We start from the raw sequence: 24108 nt of genomic DNA, 5'->3' as shown, positions 1-24108 counted from the left end.
TCTGTGCTAACCGTTTATTATTCCAATTTGCTTGAAACACAAAAAGAGATCCTACTGTATTTAATGAAAACAATGCCGTTGGACGATCCGTTGCAGTCGGAAATTATTTTGGTACAAAGCCCCGGAATGGCACAGTGGCTGCAATGGCAAATTGCAGAAAAGCAAGGAATCTCAGCGAATCTACAATTTCCTATGCCAGCGACCTTCATTTGGCAGCTCTATCGCGATAATTTGTTTAATGTAACGCAGCAGAATCAATTTACCAAAGAACAGATTGTATGGCGCTTAATGCGATTGATTCCGCAATATTTAGCACAACCTGCCTTTGCACCATTGCGAGATTATCTCAATTCTGCGCCGCAATCGGCACAGCAAAAATTGTATCAATTAGCAGAAAAAGTGGCAGATTTATTTGACCAATATCTAGTGTATCGTCCAGATTGGATTAGTGCGTGGGAAAAAAATGCAGACAGCAGCATCGCACAACAAATTGCGGCACAGAAAAGTGAAGATAGACAACAGTTAGCCGATCAAATTACACGCCATATTGAATGGCAAGGTATTTTGTGGCGTGCGTTAGTGGCTGAAATTCAACAGCAAAATGGCAGTGAAGAAGTTTGGCACAGGGCGCATTTACACCAACAATTTCTTCAGCTATTGGGCGAAAAAGCGCCATTAAAACTGCCGAAACGCATTTTTGTGTTTGGTATTTCAGCCCTGCCAAAAGTGTATTTGGAAATTCTCAACGGCATCAGCGAGTTTTGTGATGTGCATTTATTTTTTACCAATCCTTGCCGTGAGTATTGGGGCGATATTGTCGATAAGCAATATTGGCAAAAATTACAACAGCGTTCCCGCACTGATCAACAAAGCCAACAAGCTAGCCCATTATTTTCTCATCAGCAAATTGTACGATTAGAACAAGAGCAGTACGAGCGCACCGCCGAGCAAGAAATGTTGCAAGTGGGCAATCCGTTACTTTCTTCTTGGGGCAAGCAAGGGCGTGATTTCCTTTATCTGCTCACCGATCTGCAAAGTAATGAAATTAATGCCTATGTAGAATTGGCAGAAGACAGCCTATTACACCAAATTCAGCAACGCATTTTAACGCTTACCCCAACAGGCATTGAGCCGCTGCATTTTGCACCGCAAGATCCGTCTTTTTCCATTCACGCCTGTTATAGCGCAATGAGAGAAGTGGAAGCCTTGCAGGATTATTTACTGCATTTGTTTAATCAAGATCCGAGCCTAACGCCAAAAGATGTGGTGGTAATGGTGGCCGATATTGATAAATATACCCCTTATATTCGTGCTGTTTTTGAGCAAGGTAAGCCTTACATTCCATTTTCCATTTCGGATAATAAATTGTCGGAAAATGATGTGATTGTGTCGGCTTTCATCAAATTGTTAAACCTGAAAGAAAGTCTGTTTAGCACGCAAGATGTGCTGGATTTTCTCGATATTCCAAGTATTCGTGCGCGTTTTCATATTGAGCTTGAAGATCTGCCTTATATTCATCATTGGGTTGAACATTCAGGCATTCGCTTTGGCTTGGAAAAATATCAGGGTGTGGCGCAAGAAAATTATAATGCGTGGAAAGCAGGGCTGGAACGAATGTTGCTCGGCTATGCAATGCGTGAAGAAAATGGCATTTGGCAAGACAGCCTAGGTTTTGATAATAGTTACGGCTTAAAAGGGCAATTAGCAGGCTATTTAGCAGAATTTATTGAACAACTTTATCAATGGTATCAAACACTTTGCGGCGAACATTCTATTGAACAATGGCAACAAGCTTTATTCCAACTGGTGGAAACCTTTTTCCAATTTGATGAAACGAGCCAAGAAACTCAATGGTATCTTAATGATTGCATTGAAACCTTTGCCGAGCCTTTAATCAATGTGCAATTTGAACAACCACTTGGTGCAGAAGTGGTAGCGGAAGTGATGAGTGGCTATTTGCAAGAAAATCCGCATAACTTACGGTTTTTGGCGGGGAAAGTGAATTTTTGCACCTTATTGCCAATGCGCTCAATCCCATTCCGCGTGGTGTGTTTGCTAGGAATGAATGAAGGAGAATACCCACGCCAAAGCACACCAAATAGCTTTGATCTTATGCAATATCATCAGCAAAAAGGCGATCGTTTCAAACGAGATGATGATCGCTATCTCTTCCTTGAAGCGCTCGTTTCTGCACAAGATTATTTCTATCTCAGTTATGTCGGGCATTCAATCATTGATGATGAGCCGAAAGAACCCTCCGTACTGGTAAATCAATTATTGGATTATGTGGCAGAAAACTTGCCATTGCCTGAGAATGATGAGGGCGAAAATCCGAATGAATATTGGCGTAAAAAATTGGTGATACATCACCCAATGACCGCTTTTAGCGAGAAAAATTTCAGTAAAAACCACCGCACTTTTGCGCGCAAATGGTTGCCATTAGTGAATAAAACCGCGCAGCAAGAACAGGGATTTATTCAGCCATTGAATAATGATTATCGGGCGCAAACAGTGGCGTTAAGCCAGCTTATCTCCTTTGTGCAGCACCCGATCCGATTTTTCCTAGAGCAGATTTTAGGTATTCACCTGCAAAATGAAGAAAGCGCCTTAAGGGATACAGAAAATTTCGATTTCGATAATTTAGAACGCTATGCCATTAACCAGCAACTGCTCTATCTCAACGATGATGAATTTAGCCAATTTTTCCGCCAGTTACAAATCAAAGGCATAATGCCAAGGGGCGCTTTTGCCGAAGTACAAGGGCAAAAACTTAGCCAAGATATTCGTGATCTGAAAAAAGAGGTGGCAGACTATTTAACACAAGAAAGCCAAAGCGTGGCGGTGGAGCTAGATTTCACCCTGCCAACTCAAACCTTGTGTTTAACAGGCGTAATCAATCAGCTTTATCCTTTGCTTGATGGCACAGCGGAAAGAGTTACTTGGCGTGTGGGTGGGAAAATCCGCGATAAAGATCTGATTGAAAACTGGATCTATTATTTAGTGCAATGTGCAACACAAGAAAATGTCGCTCCTGCTTATAGTTACGCTAAAGGTGAACAAGTGCGGTTTAAAATTCTGCAAAAAAGCACCGCACTTACCCAATTACAATGTTATCTAGAAGCCTATGTTCAAGCCCAACAATCCCCTTGCTTAGTGCTAACAACGAATCTGAGCCGTTATTTCAAAGCACTCAAAAATGAAAAAGGCACAGATGATGAAGGAGCCATTCAACAAAAATGCTTTGCCATCTTGTACGAAAGCATTTACGGTAACGATTATGGTTTTAAGCAAGAAGATAAATACTGGCAACGCGTGCTAAGCGAACAAGAATTAGCACAACTGGACTTAAACGCAATGACCAGCATAATGCAGGATTGGTTTGGGTTGATGTTAGAAAGCTGTAAATAAAAGAAAACCGCTGATCATTCTCAGCGGTTTTGTTTTAGCGTTTGAAATATTCGGCTAATACTTGAGCAATGCCAGCTTCATCATTGCTTGTGGTTGTGAGCTTGGCTTGCTGTTTTACTTCATCTTCCGCATTGCCCATCGCCACGCCTAATCCCACGGCGGTGAGCATACTGATGTCATTGTGGTTATCGCCAAACGCAATCACCTGTTGCGGTGCAATTTGCCATTGATTTAATACTTCTAGCAATCTTGCCCCTTTGGTATTGCCTGCGTTGGCAATATCTACACGATCCACCCAAGACCATTCACAGCTAAATTGCTCAATTGGCAATTCAGCCACCACTTGGTTCATAATGTCTTTGTTTTGCGCGCTAATCACGCATTTCCAAATTGGTGTGTCGTGATCGATCACATCTTGAATACTTTCTACTTTTCGCACTAAAGGACGGACATTTTCAGGACAACTGGCCACCCATTTCAGAAATTTTTCCATATGCGGATTTAGCTCCGCATAATTCATCGCATTGCGAGAATACATTAATAAATGGCAATGGTGCTTGGTTGCCGTATCATAAATTTGCTGCGCTTGTTGTTGCGAAAGCGGATTGGCCGCCAGCACCTTGTCATTTTGTACATCATAAACATAGGTTCCGTTGCAACAAATAATCGGCGTGGTTAAACCCAGTTCCATATAATAAGGAATCACCGCCGTATGATGTCGCCCTGTTACCAACAACACTTTAATGCCTTGCTGTTGTAACTTAGCGATCGCCTGTTTATTTTCCGCAAGAATCTGCCCCTGTGAATTGAGCAATGTGCCATCTAAATCAAAAGCGACTGCTTGGTAGTTCATATTGTATTCCTTGTACTAGATTGATTATTGCCCATAATACGCATTCTTACCGTGTTTGCGGAGATAATGCTTATCCAATAATTCTTGCTGCATTGGCGTTAAATTCGGGTTGAGTTGGCGGCTGAATAAATTCATATAACCAATTTCTTCTAACACCACCGCATTATGCACGGCATTATCTGCATCAGTTCCCCAAGCAAAAGGGCCATGGGAATGGACTAATACAGCAGGGACATCTTTCGCCTCAATTTTGCGATTACGGAAGGTTTCAACAATCACCTTGCCAGTTTCTAATTCATACTCGCCAGCAATTTCTTCTGGCGTCATTTTTCTTGTACAAGGAATACTGCCATAGAAATAATCGGCATGTGTGGTACCCGCAGCAATTAAATCTAACCCTGCTTGCGCCCAAATGGTGGCGTGGCGTGAATGGGTATGCACAATGCCACCAATTTCAGGAAATTGGCGATATAATTCCAAATGCGTTGCCGTATCAGAGGACGGTTTTTTCGTTCCCCACACGCGTTCGCCTGTATTCACATCCACAATCACAATATCATCGGCGGTCATGGTTTCATACTCTACGCCCGAAGGTTTAATCGCTACCAATCCAGAAGTGCGGTCAATTTCACTGACATTTCCCCAAGTGAAGGTGACTAAGTGGTGTTTTGGTAAAGCCAAATTGGCTTGTAAGACTTTTTCGCGTAATTCCGCTAGCATGAGAACCCTCCTTCTTGCATTTTTTGTTCAATAAAACGGCGTGCTTTAATAATTTCTTCAATCGGCTCTTGGGCTTTTTCTGTCCACATTTCAATCAAGAAAGCACCTCGGTAATTGAGTTCAGTAAGGGTTTTAAAGCAGGTCACAAAATCCACACAGCCCTCACCAAATGGCACATCACGAAATTGCCCTGCGCAGGTTTCAGTGACTTTATAAGTATCTTTCAAATGAATCGCAGAAATCTTGTCGATGCTTAATTTCAATTCCTCTACCACATTGTCGTTCCAGGCAGACAGGTTGCCGAGGTCTGGATACACGGTAAACCAAGGGGAGCGGATAATGTCATCCCATTTTTTCCAACGCGTAATGGAGCTCATAAATTGCGTATCCATAATTTCCATAGAGAGGGTTACTTGATTACTTGCCGCCAACTCAACCGCCCATTCCATCCCTTGCTGAAAGCGCTCAAGCGTACTTTCATCTTGCTCTTCGTAATACACATCATAGCCTGCCAGTTGAATGGTGCGAATGCCTACATCTACCGCCAGCTGAATGGCTTTTTCCATGATTTCATAGGCTTTTTGGCGTGTGGCTTCATCGTGGCTGCCAAAGGGAAAGCGGCGATGCCCTGAAAGGCACATGGAGGGAATCGTCACGCCGGTATTGATGATAGCTTGCACCAGTTCAAGGCGCTGTGCTTTTGTCCAATCTAAGCGGCTGAGGCGTTCATCGCTTTCATCAATGGAGATTTCCACAAAATCAAAGCCACAGGCTTTGGCGATGGAAAGTCTATCTTGCCAGCTGATATGTTTAGGTAAGGCTTTTTCATAAATGCCTAATTTGTGTTTTCTCATTTTGTTTTCCTAATAAAATTAGTGAAATTTTGACCGCACTTATGTTTATTACGCAAGAATAACTTCAAGGCCTAATAAGGTTAGCTGTTCAATAATTTGTGGTTCGGCTTCTTTACCCGTAATGAGTAAATCTATATCTTGTAATTGGGTAAATAACATCCCTACTTGTTTGCCTAATTTCGAGCTATCTAGTAGTACAACGTATTTTTCTGCTTTTGAGGAAAGTTGTTGCTCTGAGTTGGCAATAATCATATCTGTTTTGAATAGACCATCACGCGTAAAACCTTTACCGCTAGTAAACATAATATGTGCAGAGTAATTGGTTTCATTTTGTTGGTTAAGAGAGAGTGTTATTGCTTTTTCCTTATTATATTGTCCTCCCATAATCACTAGATCAGAGTGTTGACATTCAATTAGGTAATTAGCTAGAGGAATGTAGTTCGTTATGATTTGGACATCTTTTCTACTTAGTTGCTTACCTAATAATTGCATTGTTGAACCACAGGTTAAAATGACACTTTCCCCGTTCTTACATAGCTGCGCGGCTGCTTTCGCAATACGTTGTTTTTCATCAAAGTGATTGATAGTTGTTTTTTCAATAAGGGGAATGGTTCCTTTGATTGCTTCTGCCCCATTACGAATTTTTTTTAGTTTGCCTTGTTGATCGAGTTTGCTAATATCTCTACGCGCTGTTGCTGGAGAGATATTTAATAATTGCATAATTTCAACAGTAGACAGTACATTTCGTTCTTCAAGTAAATTGAGCAATGCTTTATGTCGATAGTTTTCGTTCATTATATTTCCTTAATGATCACTAGAAGTTACTGCAATAATGAGCGAAATCCCCTGCTTTCACAGGGGATGACCAATTTTAAAGCATGGCTTTAAATTGGATATTCGGCTCTTGCTCAAAGCAGTCATCAAAACCTCTAGGATGATGGTATTCAATGAGGTCTTTATCCCTTGGATAAACATATTTTCCGCCAACTTCCCAAATGAACGGATGGAATGTATATTGTAAACGTTCTTTGCGCATTTTCCATAAGGCAATGATCTCATCTGTGCTTGCCATAAAGTTCGTCCAGATATCATGATGGACAGGGATGATGACTTTACAACGAAGACTTTCTGCCATTCTAAGTAGATCAATGGATGTCATTTTATCGGCAATACCGACAGGATTTTCGCCATAGTTATTTAATGCAACGTCAATATCAAATTCTTTGCCATGTTTAGCAAATTGGATAGAGAAGTGGGAGTCCGCACCGTGATAAATTGTGCCACCAGGAGTTTTGAATACATAGTTAACCGCTTTGCGTCCCATTTCTTCATCACTCGGACATAGCCCTTTCAATTCTCCACCCTGTTCTTCAGCACCTTCCACTGGAAGGGTAACAAGGCAAGTTCTATCAAAAGAATCTAAGGCGTGAATTTCAACATCCTTAATTTTCACTACGTCTCCCGGTTTTACTGTAATTAGACGATCTTCTGGTACGCCCCATTTTTTCCATAATTCTGTGCAATGCCACGGACCTACAAATTTAACATGGTCTAATTTAGGATTGTTCACAATAGCGGCGGCCACATTTACATCAATATGATCGCTGTGGTAGTGGGAGGCGAGAATAAAATCCACTTCATTAATAGCAAAAGGATCAATAACCATTGGTGCTGCACGTAAATTGGGCTGTAATTTACGCACGCCAGCCATATTTGCCATTTGGTGACCTCGAACCATATCTTTTACTTTTTTGGTTGATTTACCGCGGCTACACCATAAATCCATACATAAATTTGCTCCACCGGGTGTTTTAATCCAGACGCCAACGCAGCCTAGCCACCACATAGCAAAGTTACCTTCTGGGACAACTTCTTGCTCTATTTCTTCATTTAACCAAGTTCCCCATTCTGGAAAGGTTGATAAGATCCAGCTTTCGCGGGTGATTTCATTTACATTTGGCATAATCGACTCCTATAAGGTTTGTTATCTTCTTTAATCTTTTTTAATCATAAATAATCATCTAGGGTAAATAAAGATGATTTTCATCGAATTGTGACATAGATCACATTTTATCTAATTATATCCTTCTGTTTACGGATATCTTTCCTTATTTTTATTAGTTGTGATTTTACTTTATATGATTATTTTTGTGACTTTACTCACATATTGTCAAAAATAATCTTTTTATCCGATTGTAATTGAGTATTATAGTCACGATTTTTGTCGTGTTAGATAAAAACATCTTTTCATAATCATTGTTTATTCAAGGGGATAAATTATGGATACAATAATGCACTATTTCGGTATTTTTAATACGCAAGTCTTATCTAAGGCACCTTTCTTGTTAGGGATTGTTGCGTGTTTGGGATATATTCTTTTAAAGAAAGATACAACTACGGTTATTAAAGGTACGATCAAAACTATTGTGGGTTTTATGATCGTGCAGGCGGGGTCAGGGTTCTTAGTTACAAACTTCAAACCTGTAATTGAAGGACTTTCTAAATTTCATAATCTGACAGGGGCTGTTATCGATCCTTATACCAGTATGCAGGCAACCATTCAAACTATGGCGGACAATTATGGTTGGGTTGGTTATGCTGTTATTGGCGCATTATTTTTAAACATCTTATTAGTTGTATTTAGACGTTTCACGGGCATTCGCACCATTATGCTAACTGGACACATTATGTTCCAACAAGCTGGTTTAGTTGCGGTATTTTATATGATCATTGGCGCTTCAATGTGGGAGACAGTCATTTATACTTCGGTATTAATGGCGTTATATTGGGGGATTTCGTCAAATATTATGTATAAACCAACTCAAGCAGTTACTGGTGGAGCAGGTTTTTCCATTGGACATCAACAACAAATTGCTTCTTGGATCGCAACCAAAGTTGCGCCAAAACTGGGGGATAAGACTGACAGTGTTGATAATATGAAGTTGCCAAAATGGCTACATATTTTCCACGATAGTATTTCTGCAACAGCATTAGTTATGACGGTATTCTTTGGGATTATCTTGCTCTCTTTTGGTTTAGATAATTTGCAAGCAATGGCGGGCAAAACCCATTGGTCTATGTATATTTTAGAAATGGGACTAAAATTTGCTGTTGCAATCCAAATTATTGTAACTGGTGTTCGTATGTTCGTGGCTGAATTGTCTGAGGCTTTCAAGGGAATTTCTGAACGTCTTATTCCTAATTCTGTGTTAGCGATTGACTGTGCTGCCATTTATGCCTTCTCGCCAAATGCGATGGTATTTGGTTTTATTTGGGGGGCGATTGGTCAATTTGTTGCAGTTGGATTGTTACTTGGGTTTAATTCTCCGATCTTAATTATTCCTGGTTTTATTCCAATGTTTTTCTCTAATGCGACTATTGGTGTATTTGCAAACCAATTTGGTGGCTGGAAAGCAGTGATGAAAATTTGTTTTGTGATGGGGATTGTCGAGGTAATGGGGTCAGCGTGGGTAATCCAACTTTTGGCTACGCAAGGTGCGGAGTTTAATGGTTGGATGGGAATGGCTGACTGGGCATTATTTTTCCCACCAATTTTACAAGGTATTGTAAGTGTGCCAGGATTCTTCTTTGTTATTCTTGCGCTTGCTATGGTCTATATGTTCTTTGCTTCTCGTAAATTGCGAGCTGATGAAGCAGCAGCGGCTGCGGCAGGGAAAACATTGGAACAAATGGATGGCTACGGCAATGATGATGTGGTTGAGCAAGAGTTAGGTGCAGAAGTGCAAGCAGAAAGCTCAATGGGAGAAAATCCAGTACGCATTTTGGCGGTATGTGGCTCCGGGCAAGGTTCATCAATGATGATGAAAATGAAAATTAAAGGTTATTTAGATAAACAAGGAATTGCCAATATTATGGATTCTTGCGCTGTGACTGATTACAAAGGAAAATTAGATGGCGTGGATATCATTGTGTGCTCTAAACATCTTGCCGATGAAATCAATGGCGGTGAGCGCGTTTCCGTACTAGGCGTACAAAATATGCTTAACCCAAATTCCTTTGGCGATGAATTAAAAGCGTTAATTAAGAAGTATCAGTAATTCGTGTATCCTGCCCCATTTTATCTAAGTGCGGTAGGAATTTTGGAGATTTTTATATGTTAAAGCAATCATTAATTGAAAATAATTCAATCAAGTTACATCAGAAAGCGGAAAATTGGGAAGAGGCGATTAAACTTGGAACAGATATGCTTGTTGCTTCAGGCGCAATAGAGCCTCGTTACTATGATTCCATCATCAATATGATCAAACAAATGGGGCCTTATATTATTTTATCACCTGGTTTAGCTATGCCGCACGCAAGACCCGAAGATGGTGTAAATCGCACAGCCTTTGCTTTAGTTACATTGGACACGCCTGTGCAATTTGAAGGAGAAGAAGAACCAATTAGTGTATTAATTACTCTCGCAGGAAGCGACTCTGATCAGCATATGCAAGGGATTATGGAAATAACTCAAGTATTAGAAGACAATGATCCAAATAGTGAAACAGGTGTTGATTTAGAAAAAATACTTCAGTGTCAGCGTGCCGAAGATATCTATCTCGTTATTGATCAAGCATTATCAAATTAATTGTTAATTAGAAGGAAGAAATTATGTCAAAACCTTTACTACAAATTGCGTTAGATTCTCTTTCATTAGAAAAAGCTGTTGCAGATGCTAAACAAGCTGAAGCTTTAGTGGATATTATTGAAATTGGCACAATTCTCGCTTGTGCTGAGGGAATGAAAGCTGTTAGCACACTACGTGCCTTACATCCCAATCACATTCTAGTCTGTGATCTTAAAACAACAGACGGTGGAGCGATTTTAGCAAAAATGTCTTTTGAAGCTGGGGCTGATTGGCTAACAGTTTCTGCTGCCGCGCATCCTGCAACTAAAGCAGCTTGTAAAAAAGTGGCAGATGAATTTAACCAAGCTCATCCAGAGCTCAAAGTGAGAAAAGAAATTCAAATTGAGATTTACGGCAACTGGACACTTGAAGACGCTAAACAGTGGGTTGATCTTGGTGTCACTCAAGCGATTTATCACCGTTCTCGTGATGCCGAATTAGCAGGTAAAGGCTGGACAGTGGAAGATATTGAAAAAATGAAAGCACTAGAATCTTTAGGGTTACAACTTTCCATTACAGGTGGGATTGTGCCTGAGGATATTCATTTATTCAAAGATATCAAAAACGCAAAAGCCTTTATTGCTGGGCGTGCGTTAGTGGGAGAAAAAGGTCAAGCTACAGCGCAAGCTATCCGAAATGAAATTGATAAATATTGGTCTAAGTAAATTTTTAAATCTAAATAGAGAAATGGCACTTTGAATAGTGCCATTCTGGATTTTGTCTAGATACAACAATTGTATGCTTTGCGTATGTAATTAACATATTTAAGCAAGTAAGACAAAATTTTTCTATATAACGGATAAGTTTGTCAAGCAAAATTAAATCGTATTTGCATTTTATATGCGTTATCAATAGCATGTAGCTATTATGATAAAAATTATCCACTCAGAATTAAAACCGAAAAGAATGGGGGGAATTTTTATGTTTTTATTTGCTTAGACTTCTATTTAGCTTGATTTTCTAAGTAAATCCACTCTGCCACTTGTTTGGCGAAATAGGTGAGAATGCCGTCTGCGCCTGCGCGTTTAAAGCACAGCAGACTTTCCATAATACATTCTTTTTCTTTCAACCAGCCGTTTTGAATAGCCGCCATATGCATTGCGTATTCACCCGATACTTGGTAAGCAAAAGTTGGCACGCCAAAGTGTTGTTTCACGCGGTACACCATATCCAAATAAGGCATTCCCGGTTTTACCATCACCATATCTGCGCCCTCTTGAATGTCTAATGCCACTTCTTGCAGACCTTCATCGCTGTTGGCGGGATCGAGCTGGTAGGTTTTCTTATCGCCGCCTTTCAGATTGGCTGAGGATCCTACCGCATCACGGAATGGGCCATAATAATTCGAGGCATATTTGGCAGAATACGCCATAATTTGCGTGTTTATAAAGCCTTTCTCTTCAAGTGCGGTGCGAATTTTGCCAATTCTTCCGTCCATCATATCACTTGGTGCGACAATATCTGCCCCTGCTTCTGCGTGGGAAAGGGCTTGTTTTACCAACACTTCCGTGGTGATGTCATTGAGAACATAGCCGTCATCATCAATAATGCCATCTTGTCCGTGTACCGTGTAAGGATCGAGCGCCACGTCTGTTAGCACGCCCAATTCTGGATATGCCGTTTTCAGCGCTTTGACCGCACGTTGTACTAAGCCATTCGGATTGTAGGCCTCTTCCGCCATCAGGGATTTTTTACTCTGATCAATCACAGGGAACAAGGCGATCACTGGCACGCCATATTTCACTAATAATCCCGCTTCAATAAGCAACTGATCTAAGGTTAAACGCTCTACTTTAGGCATTGACGGCACAGGTTCGCGGTAATTTTCACCTTCAATAATAAACACCGGATAAATTAAATCATCTGCCGTGAGCTTGTTTTCTGCCATTAAGCGGCGGCTGAAATCGTGCTTACGCATACGGCGTAAACGGCGTGCAGGAAAGCCTGTGAAAATTTGTTGAGTCATCATTATTCTCCAAAATCTTTTCGTTATAAGGATAAGGGGCGAACACATTGGTTCGCCCTAAAACTGGTTGGAAAGAAATTATTCTTTGTGTTGTTGTGCTTCACTCTCGCTGCTGTCGGTGTCGCTGCTCGTGTCGTCATTATCTTCTTTCGGGCGATAAAAACGCGCAAATAATAACCCCACTTCAAACAATAGACACATTGGAATGGCAAGCAAGGTTTGCGAAAAAATATCTGGCGGTGTAAGCAACATTCCCACCACAAAGGCGGCAACGATGATGTAAGGGCGTTTTTTCTTCAAATCGTCAATAGTGGTAACCCCAGACCAACAAAGCAAAATAATCGCTACTGGCACTTCAAAACACACACCAAAAGCAAGAAATAAGGTAAGAACGAAATCTAAGTAACTACTAATATCCGTGGCAATGGCAACCCCTTCTGGTGCGGTTTTGGTGAGAAAACCAAACACGAGTGGAAACACCACATAATAGGCGAACGCTACGCCTAAATAAAACAGCACAGTGCTAGAAAATAACAGCGGATAAATTAAGCGTTTTTCGTGCTGATACAGTGCTGGCGCGATAAATGCCCACACTTGGTAAAGCAAGAACGGTACAGAAATAAACACCGCAACAACACCCGTTAATTTCAATGGGGTAAAGAAAGGCGTCGCGATATTAGTTGCAATCATACTCGCCCCTGACGGCATTACACTGAGTAATGGCGAGGCGACAAAATTATAAATATCGTTGGCAAAATAAACCAAGCCTAAAAAGACCAGCGCCACCACGAACACGCAACGCAACAAACGATCACGCAATTCAAGTAAATGGCTAATTAAAGGTTGGGTTTCTTCAACAGTCATAAAATGCCTTTATGCTTTTTCTGATTGGGATTTTGTTGAAGGGGCAACATCAGCAAGGGTATCATCTTCAGGATAGTACGCACTGGTCAGCTCCAGTTGAGATTCATCTTGCTCGGCAAGCTCTGCCATATCCGCAGGGGAAAGTGCGTTTTCTGGCGATGTATCACTTTGAGTGCTGTCGTGATGTGCGGTTTCTTGCGGAGAAATTTGTTCAGAATTTTGCACCGCACTTTTTAATTCTTGCACTTGATGCTCAAAGGACGTTTGCGTGCTTGCCGCTTTTTCTTCTAAATTGGCTTTAATTTTTTCCGCAGAAGCCTTTAACTCTTCCACCGTTTGGCTCAATTCAGGAGAAAGTTGCTGTAAATTAAGGTGTTCGGCTTTTTTGATGCTTTCCTGTAATTCCTGCAATTTTAATTCTTGGCTTAATTCATTTTGTACATTCGCCGCTAAACCGCGAATGGTGCGAACCCAGCCCATCACGGTACGAATCGCCACGGGCAAGCGTTTAGGGCCTAGCACCACTAAGCCCACAATAGAAATTAACAGTAATTCAGAAAAACCTATATCAAACACGGATTATGCCTGTTCTTTGTCTTTTACAGTTTCCGTTTTCGCTTGTTGTGCGTCATCGGCAATTTTTTTCGGCTCTGCTGTTTCATCATCTTTCATTGCGTTTTTAAAGCCTTTCACTGCAGTTCCTAAATCTGAACCCACATTACGCAATTTTTTTGTGCCGAAGAAAACTAATACAATTAACAAAACAATGAGTAATTGCCAAATACTTACGCCACCTAAACCCATTTTTTTACTCCTATAACTAACTGAATGAAATCGTGCCAAAATATAACTTTTTTATTCATCTTGAACAATAGACAATTTGCATTATTTCACATTTTATTGATTTATCGCCACATTTTGCCTGTAACTAAAGGCTATGGCATTATCAACGCCATAAGCCAAAGCAGCCCACCGCCTGTTAATAAACCGATATTTGCCCATAACGGCAAGGCGGAAAATTGCCATAATGTCCCTAAAAACAGCACTGTTCCCATTATCAGCGCAAGGGCTTTTTTCTGCCAGCGTTGCTGTTTTGCCAACTTTTTATTGATCTCGTGTAACTGTTGGCGAATTTGCGTTTGCTGTTTTAACGCGTCCATCAAAGTCGCGGGGAATTGCGGTAAATGCTCGGTAATATAAGGCAGGCTAGCCTTTAAATTTTTCGCCAAGGCTTTCACGCCCATTTGTTCGTCCAACCAATTTTGTAAGAAAGGTTTGGCGGTGTCCCATAAATCTAACTGCGGATAAAGCTGACGCCCCAATCCTTCAATGTAAAGCAAGGTTTTTTGTAATAACACTAACTGCGGTTGCACCTGCATATTAAATTCGCGCGCCACATTGAATAAGTTGAGCAATACCTGCCCGAAGGAAATTTCCGATAAGGGCTTGGCGAAAATCGGCTCGCACACTTCACGGAAAGCCTGTTCAAATTCATCAATATTGGTATCTTTCGGCGTCCAACCTGCATCAACGTGCATTTGCGCCACTCTGCGATAATCACGATTAAAAAAGGCGACAAAACTTTCCGCTAAATAGCGTTTATCGTTATCGTTCAAACGCCCAACAATGCCACAATCAATGCCAATATATTGTGGGTTTTCAGGGTGTTGTGGATTAACAAAAATATTCCCTGGGTGCATATCCGCGTGGAAAAAGCTATCGCGGAACACTTGGGTAAAAAACACTTGCACGCCACGTTCTGCCAGTAATTTCATATCCGTGCCGTTGGCTTTTAGGGTTTCCACATCAGAAACGGGAATGCCGTAAATACGCTCCATGGTGATCACATTGCGATAGCAAAATTCTTGATACATTTCAGGAATATACAACATTGGGCTATCGGCAAAGTTAGCTTTGAGCTTAATAGCATTGGCCATTTCGGTGCGTAAATCCAGTTCATCACGCAAGGTTTTTTCATATTCGCGAATCACTTCCACCGCGCGCAGACGATGCCCTTCACTTGATAAACGTGGAATCCAACTGGCGAGTTTATACATCCAGCTTAAATCTGCTTCAATTTGTGGCTGAATATTCGGGCGTAGCACTTTCAGCACCACTTCTTTCCCTGCAAGGGGCTGTGCAGCGTTAAATTTTGCTGTATGCACTTGTGCGATAGACGCAGAAGCAAGCGCGGTTTCATCAAAATCATCAAACCAAGTTTCTAATTTACCGCCAAAAGCTTGTTCAATTTGTTCGCGCGCTAGCTTGCCATCAAAGGGTTCAACTTGATCTTGCAATAATGCCAATTCATCAGCAATATCAGGGGGGAATAAATCTCGTCTGGTGGAAAGCATTTGCCCGAGCTTGATCCAAACTGGCCCAAGTTCTTGTAACGCAAGGCGTAAACGCAAGCCAAAGGCGAGATCTTTATGCTGATTGCGTAGCCAAAATAAGGTTTTCCGCCAACAGCGCAAAGGTCGCGTGTAGGCGTTGTGGGGCAAGGCTTCATCAATGCCGTAAATTAAAAAAGTGCGGATAATTTTGTATAAACGTTTGAAATCTTTAAAAGTCATCAGATTAAATTCGGTTCTTTTCAAGTTGAGCTAATTTTTGTTCCACAAGTGCGGTGTGTTTTTCCAGCGTTTTTACTTGTTCGCAAAAATCTGCAATGGCAAGGCTTGGCGAAATTACCGCCCATTCTTCCGTTAAACGCTCCCCCCAATATTGCTGGCTTTGTTGCAATTTTCTTTTTGCCATTTGGGCAAAATTACGCAAAAAATTCACCGCACTTTGTGCCACCACATCACCCACAAAAGGGGAAAGCAATTCGGCAGGATCTTTTTCTAAAAACTCCAACAAGGCAGTGAAATCTTGCAAGACTTGCAAATCCCCTTGTAGCTGAATGGATTGATCGTTTAAATGGGCGGATAATTGATGCTTGCTCGGCATTTGTAACAATAGCTGTGCTTTGAGATTCACCGCACAATCCACTTCACCCTCATATTGATTGAGCAGATCAATGCGCTGTGGCGAGAACACAAAATAAATCGGAAAATCAATTTGTTGCACATTGATTTTTAGCACTTTGCCGTTAAGTTTGCGTAAATAAATTTCGCTATGTGCGGTGCGTTTTAACAAATAATTTAGCAAGGATTCCAGCGCCCCGTTGAGCCATTGTGGCAGCATTAATTGTTGCAGAAAGTTCATTTTTTACTCGCTTAAAATTTATAGCCACGGTGCAACGCCACAATGCCCGCGCTGAGATTGTAGTAACTCACTTGCTCGAACCGCGCTTGCTCCATCATTGTTTTAAGATCTTCTTGTTTCGGGTGCATTCGGATCGATTCGGCTAAATAACGGTAACTATCGCCGTCATTCACCACCACTTCGCCGATTTTCGGCAAAATATTGAAAGAATAAAAATTATAGATTTTGCTTAACGGATCTAAAATCGGTTTGGAAAATTCCAACACTAACAAACGTCCACCGGGTTTTAGCACGCGAAACATTGAACGCAATGCTTTGTCTTTGTCTGTAACATTACGCAACCCAAAACTGATAATCACGCAATCAAAGGTGTTATCGGCAAAAGGCAAGGTTTCCGCATTGGCTTGCACATAATTGATGTTGCCAATCACGCCAAGGTTACGCAATTTTTCTCGCCCTACATTGAGCATAGAAGAATTAATATCCGCCAAAATCACTTGCCCAGTTTCCCCCACAATACGAGAAAACTTGGCGCTGAAATCCCCTGTTCCCCCTGCCAGATCAAGCACTTTCTGCCCTTTGCGTACGCCGCTGCAATCAATGGTAAAGCGTTTCCAAACACGGTGAATGCCAAAAGAAAGCAAATCATTCATCAAATCATATTTGCCTGCCACAGAATGGAATACGTTGGCTACGAGCTTTTGTTTTTCTGCTTTCGCCACGGTTTGGAAGCCAAAATGGGTGGTTTCTTGCTCGTTATCAATAGGAACTGCGTTAGACTGTTCTACGTCAGTTTGCGCAAAGTGCGGTGCATTTTCTTGCTGTTTTTTGTGGGTATTGTTGTGGGAAGTCATAACCTTGTCCGAAAATAATCTGAATGTTACTTAGGATAACAAAAAATAGCGGATTTCTCCGCTATTTTTATTCGATGTGAAAAAGAAAATAAGGGCGAAAGCTTGCTTTCATCTTATCATTTTAAAACCATAATAAATAAGCCACTGTACCAATCACAAATACGCTAATGAGATTGAGCAAGATACCTGCGCGGATCATTTCACGTTGTTTCACTTCGCCAGTACCAAATACAATCGCGTTTGGCGGTGTGGCGACTGGTAACATAAAGGCACAAGATGCCCCTAAACCGATGATTAATGCAAGGCCAAGCTCTGGCATTCCTAAAGATTGTGCAATGGAGATAAAAATCGGTACTAATAAGGCCGCACTTGCGGTGTTGGAAGTAAATTCCGTTAAGAAGATGATAAATGCTGCCACCAACAAGCCGATGAGATAGAAATGTCCGCCTTCAATTAAGAATACGATACCATCAGCCAAAATGCGGCTCGCGCCTGAATCACGCAATACGGAACTTAGGGTTAAACCACCACCAAACAGCATTAACACACCCCAGTCCGTGTTGTTTTGTAATTGTTTCCAAGAAGCAACGCCTGTGGCACAAATCACCACGGCAGCGAAGAGCGCAATCACGCTATCAAAGCTGGCAATTTTTTTCTCAAGCCCTAGCAAAGAAGAAAGCATTGGGTTAATTTTGCTGCTGAACACCCAGCATAGCGCGATTAAAACGAAAATCGCAAGGGTAATAATGCGTTTAGAATTAAACTCAATTTTTTCAAAATCTTGTTTGAAATGGAGGTTTAGTTTCGGGCGGAATACCATATATAGCGTACCAATCATAATTGGCATTAATAGAATCATCACCGGTAAACCGTAACTTAACCAATCGGAGAAAGTGAGTTTAAGTTGAGTTGCCACAATGTTATTTGGTGGGCTACCTACGAGCGTTCCCATACCGCCGATACTTGCACTATAAGCAATCCCTAATAGTACGAAAACATAGGTATTATGCTCACGCTCTTTATCCATTTGGCTTAAAATTCCCATTGCTAATGGTAACATCATTGCCGCGGTTGCGGTGTTACTCATCCACATTGATAAAAATGCGGTAATGGTGAAGAGATAAAGCACCGCCACCAATAAACGCCCGCCGGCTAATGCCATAATTTTGTTGGCAATCATACGGTCAATATTTTGTTGGTGTAAGGCTGTGGCAAGCGCAAATCCCCCAAAGAATAGGAAGATATTTGGATCAGCAAAGGCCACCAGCGCCTGCTTGGTGGTAACCAAATCCAACACAATGGCCAATAGCGGCACTAAAAGCGCAGTGATGGTAACGTGCAAAGCTTCGGTGAGCCATAACACAGCGATAAATGCCAGCATCGCTAAGCCTTTGTTCGCTTTAGCATCAAAAGGTAAAAAATGTAATAAAACAAAGAAAAGCACCATATCCACAAGGAGAATAATTCCATTGCGATGTGATGTAGAATTGTTTGTTGCTGCGTTCATAATAATCCCTCTTTATGAAGACGTGGATACTAACTTTTTTGGGTTAGTCATAAAGACAAGCTAACGTTATCAACTTGTTAATAAAAAGCAACAAAAAATTTGTGGTTTTGTGAGGCAGGTCAGAAAAATAATTGGGGAAATCGTACAAAGGGATAAGAAAAGGAAAAACAAGGAGAAAAAAATAATGGCAAGAAAACCTTGCCATTATGTTAATCCTTAATCAAATTATTCTTCTTCGACATCTTCTAACTCTAACGGCTCTTGCGAAAGAATAATGCCAGTTAAATCTGCATACACATAGTCTTCTGGGTAGAAAGTAACGCCACCAAAATTCACTGGCACATCAACTTCCCCTTGCGTATCATCACTTGCGCCCACTGGAATTGGCGCAAGAGCTTGAATACCAATATCTAAATTTTCTAATTGTTGAATTTGGCGAACTGCACCGTAAACAATAATTCCTTCCCAGCCATTATCTAGGGCAAGCTGAGCAAGATCCGCATCAATCAAGGCTTGGCGCACTGCACCACCACCATCAACTAATAATACGCGACCTTCACCGTTTTCTTCTAAAATCTCGGCAATTAAGCCATTGCTTTCAAAGCATTTTACCGTGGTAACCTTGCCGTAAAATGAGGTCAATCCACCAAAATTAGAAAAGATCGGTTCAACAACATCAACTTGATCTAAATAAACATCGCACAATGTGGAAGTATCAATACACATAAGTTCACCTTTTTACGCTGAAAATGATTGTTCTAGTATATGCCTATTGCTAGCCCACTAGCAAGCCGAAACTAAAAAGTAAGTTGGTTAAAAGCGCTAACATTGACATTTGCCCGAGCATTGGACGCAATAACAGGGGATCTTGGCTGCGATAAACATACAAGGCGTGCTTCACCAATAAAGGATACGCCAAAAGAAAAATAAAGCTCAATAAATGGTGGAAATTCGCTAAGGCAAAAATCACATAACACAACGCCCCTACAGCTAATAAAGTGCAGTGATAAATTCGCCCATTTTTCGCCCCAAGACGAACGGCAAGGGTATTTTTACCTGCTTTTCTATCTTGCTCAATATCGCGTAAATTATTGATATTTAATACCGCAGTAGCAAAAAGCCCGGTTGCAAGTGCGGGTAAAAAAATCATTAAATTTAGTTGGTGAGTTTGCAAATAATACGTACCGCATACGCCCAAAATACCAAAAAACAGCAGCACGGAAATATCGCCTAATCCCATATAACCATAGGGCTTTGCGCCTACGGTATAAGTAATCGCGGCAATAATGGCAAGCCCGCCTAAAAGAGAAAATGCCAAGAGATCCGCATAACTTTGATACGCAATGCCAATTAACAGGAAACCGAAAAATAAACTTGCTAAGATCACCGCAATAAGCCCTTTTTTCAGCTGCTGCGCACTAATCACGCCGTGCTGAATGCCACGCAATGGGCCAATACGCTCTGCAGTATCACTGCCTTTTTGATGATCGCCATAATCATTGGCAAAGTTCGAAAGAATTTGTAGCAACAAGGTGGTAATCAAACATAACAGACTGATTTGCCAGCTAAATTTATGATCCCAATAGGCAAGTGCTGCCCCCATAACAATCGAAGCGGCGGCTAAAGGCAGGGTTTTTGGTCTTGCGGTTTCCACCCACATTTTAACAACTTGTTTATCCATATTTTTCACTTATCTTTCTAAATCCTGATTTTGGCGTAAAATATCCCAAAGAATGGGCTATTGTACTCATTTATTTTCGCCATTTTAACTGTTTAAGGAAAATATGTCGCAACTTAATTTAACCCTTTCCCCCATCGGGATTATTCACACGCCTTATAAAGAGAAATTTTCCGTGCCACGCCAGCCCAACTTAGTGCAAGACGGCATTGGCACAATCCGCTTACTCGCGCCTTATAACCAACCTGAAGCTGTGCGTGGCTTGGATCAATTTTCTCACTTATGGCTTATTTTCCAGTTTGATAAAATCCCCACAGGCAAATGGCAGCCTACCGTGCGTCCGCCACGCCTTGGCGGTAATCAACGCATTGGCGTATTTGCTTCACGCGCCACACATCGCCCCAATCCCTTAGGGCTTTCCAAAGTAGAATTGAAACGCATTGAAATCAATCAAGGTGAAGTGTTGTTGCATTTAGGCTCGGTCGATTTGGTGGACGGCACCCCTATTTTTGACATCAAACCCTATATTGCCTATGCCGACAGCGAACCCAATGCCAATTCAGGCTTTGCCCAACAGCCACCCGAAGCAAAGCTACAAGTGCGCTTTTCCCCACAGGCTCAAGGGCAATTAATCAAGTGCGGTGCAAAATATCCAAATTTTCAGCGTTTTATCACAGAAGTGCTGCAACAAGATCCCCGCCCTGCTTATCAACAAGGAAAAACATCTGATCGTATTTATGGAATGAAATTGTATGAATTTAATGTTCGGTGGTGGGTGGAAAATGATGAGTGGGTGGAGGTGATTGAGATTGCAGAAGAATAGGGCTAGCCCACATAAAAAAGCGTTCAAATATCCCCACTTTGAACGCTTTCCTTTTTCCTATCCATTCTTACATTAAGGCGTTGTACAGCAAACCTGCCAACACAGCCCCTGTAACTGGGCCTAATACAGGCACCCAGCTGTATTGCCAATCTGCACCTGTATTTAAGGTTTTACCTAGTAAACCAAGGGTTAGACGAGGGCCAAGATCACGGGCAGGATTGATGGCATAACCTGTTGTACCGCCTAAGCTCAAGCCGATTGCCCACACTAAGATCGCCACTGGTAATGCACCAAGCGAACCTAAACCAATTGGGGTTGGGCTTCCTTCTGGAAAATTCAGGCTTGCGCCAGTGATGTAGAAAATCACGAATAATAAAACAAAGGTGCCAATCACTTCGCTAATAAAATTGCTAGCATAGTTGCGAATGGCTGGTTCTGTACAGAAACACGCGCGTTTTGCGCCTTGATCTTCAGTAGCTGCAAAATGATCTTTATAGAAAATATACACTAGTAGCGCGCCGAACATTCCTCCTGCAATTTGCGCTGCAATATAGCCTAAAATCATTGAAGGGTCGAAACTGCCAATGACCGCTAAGCCAAGGGTTACCGCTGGGTTAAGATGTGCGCCACTATAAGGCCCTGTTACGACCACCGCCACATAAACCGCAAACGCCCAAGCGGTGGTGATCACAATCCACCCTGAACTTTGCCCTTTGGTTTTATTTAAGCAGACATTTGCAACGACACCATTCCCCATTAAAATTAGTAATGCCGTACCAATAAATTCAGCCAGATAAGCATTCATAATGCACTCCTTTTTAATCCATTTTATGAGATCTGTAATTTTCTTTCGTTTAGATCCAAAAAGTGTTCTTTTGAATATTATTGGTGCGTATTTCATTATTAATAGAAAATCTTATAAAGCAATACTTTTTGTAAGGATTTATCTACTTTTTCTCCAATTTGCTAACTGGATCACATTTTTAATTTATTGATTATTATTGAAATATAGTAAATAACCCATAATAGGGGGCGGTAAAAATATTTTGTGAAGTGGATCAAAAATTTGAATATTGCTCATTTTAAATTTGAGCGTTTTCGATTATTTTCTTTTAAGTAATTCTTTCGTTTTAGCTCAAAATTAATGTTCTCGTGAGTAAAAAGGTGCAATATTTTACTTATCTAACAAACAAAAGAGGATCGATTATGACAGAGAAAAAATATATCATCGCTTTAGATCAAGGCACAACCAGTTCTAGAGCGGTATTGCTCGATCATAATGCCAATGTTGTTGAAATTGCGCAGCGTGAATTTACCCAAATTTACCCACAAGCAGGCTGGGTAGAGCATAATCCAATGGAAATTTGGGCAACACAAAGTTCCACCTTAAACGAAGTGGTGGCGAAAGCCGGCATTTCTTCTGATAGCATTGCCGCGATAGGGATCACGAATCAACGCGAAACTACTATCGTATGGGAAAAAGAAAGTGGCAAACCAGTTTATAATGCCATTGTGTGGCAATGCCGCCGTACTGCGGATATTACCGATAAACTTAAAGCAGACGGCCACGAAGATTATATTCGTAAGACCACTGGATTGGTGGTAGATCCTTACTTTTCTGGCACTAAAGTGAAATGGATTTTGGATAATGTAGAAGGCGCAAGAGAAAAAGCTGAACGTGGCGAATTGCTTTTTGGTACGGTGGATACTTGGCTTGTGTGGAAACTCACCCAAGGACGTGTACACGTTACGGATTATACCAATGCTTCTCGCACAATGTTATTTAACATTCATACCAAACAATGGGATGACAAAATGCTCGAAATTTTGGACATTCCAAAATCAATGCTACCTGAAGTGCGTAATTCTTCGGAAATCTACGGACAAACCAATATCGGCGGAAAAGGCGGAGTGCGTATTCCAGTAGCGGGTATTGCAGGCGACCAGCAAGCCGCCCTTTATGGACATCTTTGCGTTCACGCAGGGCAAGCTAAAAATACCTATGGTACAGGTTGCTTTATGTTAATGCACACAGGCGATAAAGCCGTACAATCGCAAAACGGCTTGCTCACCACCATTGCTTGCAATGCCAAAGGTGAACCTGAATATGCCTTAGAAGGCTCAATTTTTATGGGGGGCGCATCAATTCAATGGCTGCGTGATGAACTCAAAATTGTCCACGATAGTTTCGACAGTGAATATTTCGCACAGAAAGTGCCTGATTGTAACGGTGTTTATGTTGTTCCCGCCTTTACAGGTTTAGGCGCACCTTATTGGGATCCTTACGCCCGTGGCGCAATTTTAGGCTTATCCCGTGGCGCAAACCGCAACCACATTGTGCGCGCTACCCTTGAATCTATTGCCTATCAAACTCGTGATGTGTTAGAAGCAATGCAATCTGATTCAGGGGAAAAACTTAAATCCTTACGCGTGGACGGCGGCGCAACAGCTAATAATTTCCTAATGCAATTCCAAGCCGATATTCTCAACACCCCAGTTGAACGCCCCGTGGTGAAAGAAGTTACCGCACTAGGCGCAGCTTATCTCGCTGGGCTTGCCACCGGATTCTGGAAAGATTTAGACGAATTGCGTGATAAAGCCGATGTTGAACGCACTTTCCTACCTGATGACGATGAAGCCAAACGCATTAAACGTTACAAAGGCTGGAAAAAAGCCGTGAAACGTGCATTAGAATGGGAAAAAGATGAAGATTAATATTCCTTGTTAGAAAAAGTGCGGTGAAAAAT

General features: G+C 41.4%; 22 protein-coding genes. 6 read left to right on the top strand and 16 right to left on the bottom strand.

Going from position 1 to position 24108, the window contains the following annotated elements; all coding sequences use genetic code 11:
- The first annotated feature begins 3 nt into the window (after window positions 1-3).
- Window positions 4-3408 (top strand): exodeoxyribonuclease V subunit gamma, encoded by a 3405-nt coding sequence (recC, locus tag C3007_RS09075; protein ID WP_103854151.1) that lies wholly within the window; start codon window positions 4-6, stop codon window positions 3406-3408.
- A 34-nt stretch (window positions 3409-3442) separates the two neighbouring features.
- Here the strand turns inward: recC and C3007_RS09070 are convergent, their stop codons facing one another.
- From C3007_RS09070 to ulaG, 5 genes are all read right to left on the bottom strand, one after another.
- Window positions 3443-4261, bottom strand: a complete 819-nt coding sequence (locus C3007_RS09070) for a pyridoxal phosphatase (RefSeq protein ID WP_103854150.1) — start codon at window positions 4259-4261, stop codon at window positions 3443-3445.
- Between the two features lie 24 nt (window positions 4262-4285).
- Window positions 4286-4981 (bottom strand): L-ribulose-5-phosphate 4-epimerase, encoded by a 696-nt coding sequence (gene araD / locus C3007_RS09065; protein ID WP_103854149.1) that lies wholly within the window; start codon window positions 4979-4981, stop codon window positions 4286-4288.
- A complete protein-coding gene (locus C3007_RS09060) occupies window positions 4975-5835 on the bottom strand; it encodes an L-ribulose-5-phosphate 3-epimerase (protein WP_103854148.1) in 861 nt (286 codons plus the stop codon). Before C3007_RS09060 ends, araD begins: the two co-directional genes overlap by 7 nt.
- Window positions 5836-5883: 48 nt before the next feature.
- Complete coding sequence (gene ulaR, locus C3007_RS09055; RefSeq protein WP_103854147.1) at window positions 5884-6630, bottom strand: HTH-type transcriptional regulator UlaR; 747 nt, start codon at window positions 6628-6630, stop codon at window positions 5884-5886.
- Between the two features lie 76 nt (window positions 6631-6706).
- Entirely contained in the window at window positions 6707-7798 is a 1092-nt protein-coding gene (gene ulaG / locus C3007_RS09050; RefSeq protein ID WP_103854146.1) for an L-ascorbate 6-phosphate lactonase, read from the bottom strand.
- Window positions 7799-8114: 316 nt separating this feature from the next.
- On the opposite strand from ulaG, the gene C3007_RS09045 reads away from it, so the two are divergent.
- From C3007_RS09045 to C3007_RS09035, 3 genes are read left to right on the top strand one after another with little or no spacing between them, the layout of a single operon-like run.
- Window positions 8115-9893, top strand: a complete 1779-nt coding sequence (locus C3007_RS09045) for a PTS ascorbate-specific subunit IIBC (RefSeq protein ID WP_103854145.1) — start codon at window positions 8115-8117, stop codon at window positions 9891-9893.
- A 56-nt stretch (window positions 9894-9949) separates the two neighbouring features.
- The gene (locus C3007_RS09040) at window positions 9950-10423 is read left to right on the top strand and encodes a PTS sugar transporter subunit IIA (protein ID WP_103854144.1); all 474 of its coding nucleotides are present in this window, start codon (window positions 9950-9952) and stop codon (window positions 10421-10423) included.
- Between the two features lie 23 nt (window positions 10424-10446).
- A complete protein-coding gene (locus tag C3007_RS09035; RefSeq protein ID WP_103854143.1) occupies window positions 10447-11127 on the top strand; it encodes a 3-keto-L-gulonate-6-phosphate decarboxylase UlaD in 681 nt (226 codons plus the stop codon).
- A 278-nt stretch (window positions 11128-11405) separates the two neighbouring features.
- Here C3007_RS09035 and hemB read toward each other — a convergent pair whose 3' ends face one another.
- From hemB to C3007_RS08985, 10 genes are all read right to left on the bottom strand, one after another.
- Window positions 11406-12428 carry a porphobilinogen synthase gene (hemB, locus tag C3007_RS09030; protein WP_103854142.1) on the bottom strand — a complete coding sequence of 341 codons (1023 nt, stop codon included), beginning with the start codon at window positions 12426-12428 and terminating at the stop codon, window positions 11406-11408.
- A 78-nt stretch (window positions 12429-12506) separates the two neighbouring features.
- Window positions 12507-13292, bottom strand: coding sequence for a twin-arginine translocase subunit TatC (gene tatC / locus C3007_RS09025; RefSeq protein WP_103854141.1), 786 nt, complete (start codon window positions 13290-13292; stop codon window positions 12507-12509).
- Window positions 13293-13301: 9 nt separating this feature from the next.
- Window positions 13302-13868 carry a Sec-independent protein translocase protein TatB gene (tatB, locus tag C3007_RS09020; RefSeq protein ID WP_103854140.1) on the bottom strand — a complete coding sequence of 189 codons (567 nt, stop codon included), beginning with the start codon at window positions 13866-13868 and terminating at the stop codon, window positions 13302-13304.
- 3 nt (window positions 13869-13871) lie between these two features.
- On the bottom strand, window positions 13872-14096 hold the full coding sequence (gene tatA, locus C3007_RS09015; protein ID WP_103854139.1) for a Sec-independent protein translocase subunit TatA: 225 nt from the start codon (window positions 14094-14096) through the stop codon (window positions 13872-13874).
- A gap of 131 nt (window positions 14097-14227) precedes the next feature.
- On the bottom strand, window positions 14228-15865 hold the full coding sequence (ubiB, locus tag C3007_RS09010) for a ubiquinone biosynthesis regulatory protein kinase UbiB (RefSeq protein WP_103854138.1): 1638 nt from the start codon (window positions 15863-15865) through the stop codon (window positions 14228-14230).
- Window positions 15866-15869: 4 nt separating this feature from the next.
- Window positions 15870-16499 carry a ubiquinone biosynthesis accessory factor UbiJ gene (locus C3007_RS09005; protein WP_103854137.1) on the bottom strand — a complete coding sequence of 210 codons (630 nt, stop codon included), beginning with the start codon at window positions 16497-16499 and terminating at the stop codon, window positions 15870-15872.
- A gap of 11 nt (window positions 16500-16510) precedes the next feature.
- Complete coding sequence (ubiE, locus tag C3007_RS09000; protein ID WP_243397685.1) at window positions 16511-17353, bottom strand: bifunctional demethylmenaquinone methyltransferase/2-methoxy-6-polyprenyl-1,4-benzoquinol methylase UbiE; 843 nt, start codon at window positions 17351-17353, stop codon at window positions 16511-16513.
- 121 nt (window positions 17354-17474) lie between these two features.
- Window positions 17475-18860: a DASS family sodium-coupled anion symporter gene (locus tag C3007_RS08995; RefSeq protein WP_103854136.1), complete on the bottom strand. Its 1386-nt coding sequence runs from the start codon at window positions 18858-18860 to the stop codon at window positions 17475-17477.
- A 225-nt stretch (window positions 18861-19085) separates the two neighbouring features.
- On the bottom strand, window positions 19086-19586 hold the full coding sequence (gene rraA / locus C3007_RS08990) for a ribonuclease E activity regulator RraA (protein ID WP_103854135.1): 501 nt from the start codon (window positions 19584-19586) through the stop codon (window positions 19086-19088).
- Window positions 19587-19635: 49 nt separating this feature from the next.
- The gene (locus C3007_RS08985; protein ID WP_103854134.1) at window positions 19636-20541 is read right to left on the bottom strand and encodes a 1,4-dihydroxy-2-naphthoate polyprenyltransferase; all 906 of its coding nucleotides are present in this window, start codon (window positions 20539-20541) and stop codon (window positions 19636-19638) included.
- Between the two features lie 103 nt (window positions 20542-20644).
- On the opposite strand from C3007_RS08985, the gene tsaA reads away from it, so the two are divergent.
- Window positions 20645-21361, top strand: a complete 717-nt coding sequence (gene tsaA / locus C3007_RS08980) for a tRNA (N6-threonylcarbamoyladenosine(37)-N6)-methyltransferase TrmO (protein WP_103854133.1) — start codon at window positions 20645-20647, stop codon at window positions 21359-21361.
- A 67-nt stretch (window positions 21362-21428) separates the two neighbouring features.
- Here tsaA and C3007_RS08975 read toward each other — a convergent pair whose 3' ends face one another.
- Window positions 21429-22166: an MIP/aquaporin family protein gene (locus tag C3007_RS08975; protein ID WP_103854132.1), complete on the bottom strand. Its 738-nt coding sequence runs from the start codon at window positions 22164-22166 to the stop codon at window positions 21429-21431.
- 401 nt (window positions 22167-22567) lie between these two features.
- Between C3007_RS08975 and glpK the strand changes: the two genes are divergently transcribed.
- Entirely contained in the window at window positions 22568-24076 is a 1509-nt protein-coding gene (gene glpK / locus C3007_RS08970; protein ID WP_103854131.1) for a glycerol kinase GlpK, read from the top strand.
- The last annotated feature ends 32 nt before the right edge of the window (window positions 24077-24108 follow it).

This window comes from Avibacterium gallinarum (assembly GCF_002921135.1).
GTDB classification, from domain to species: Bacteria; Pseudomonadota; Gammaproteobacteria; order Enterobacterales; family Pasteurellaceae; genus Avibacterium; species Avibacterium gallinarum.
Note: the sequence above shows the minus strand (reverse complement) of the source record. Positions and strands in the feature narration are given on the sequence as shown.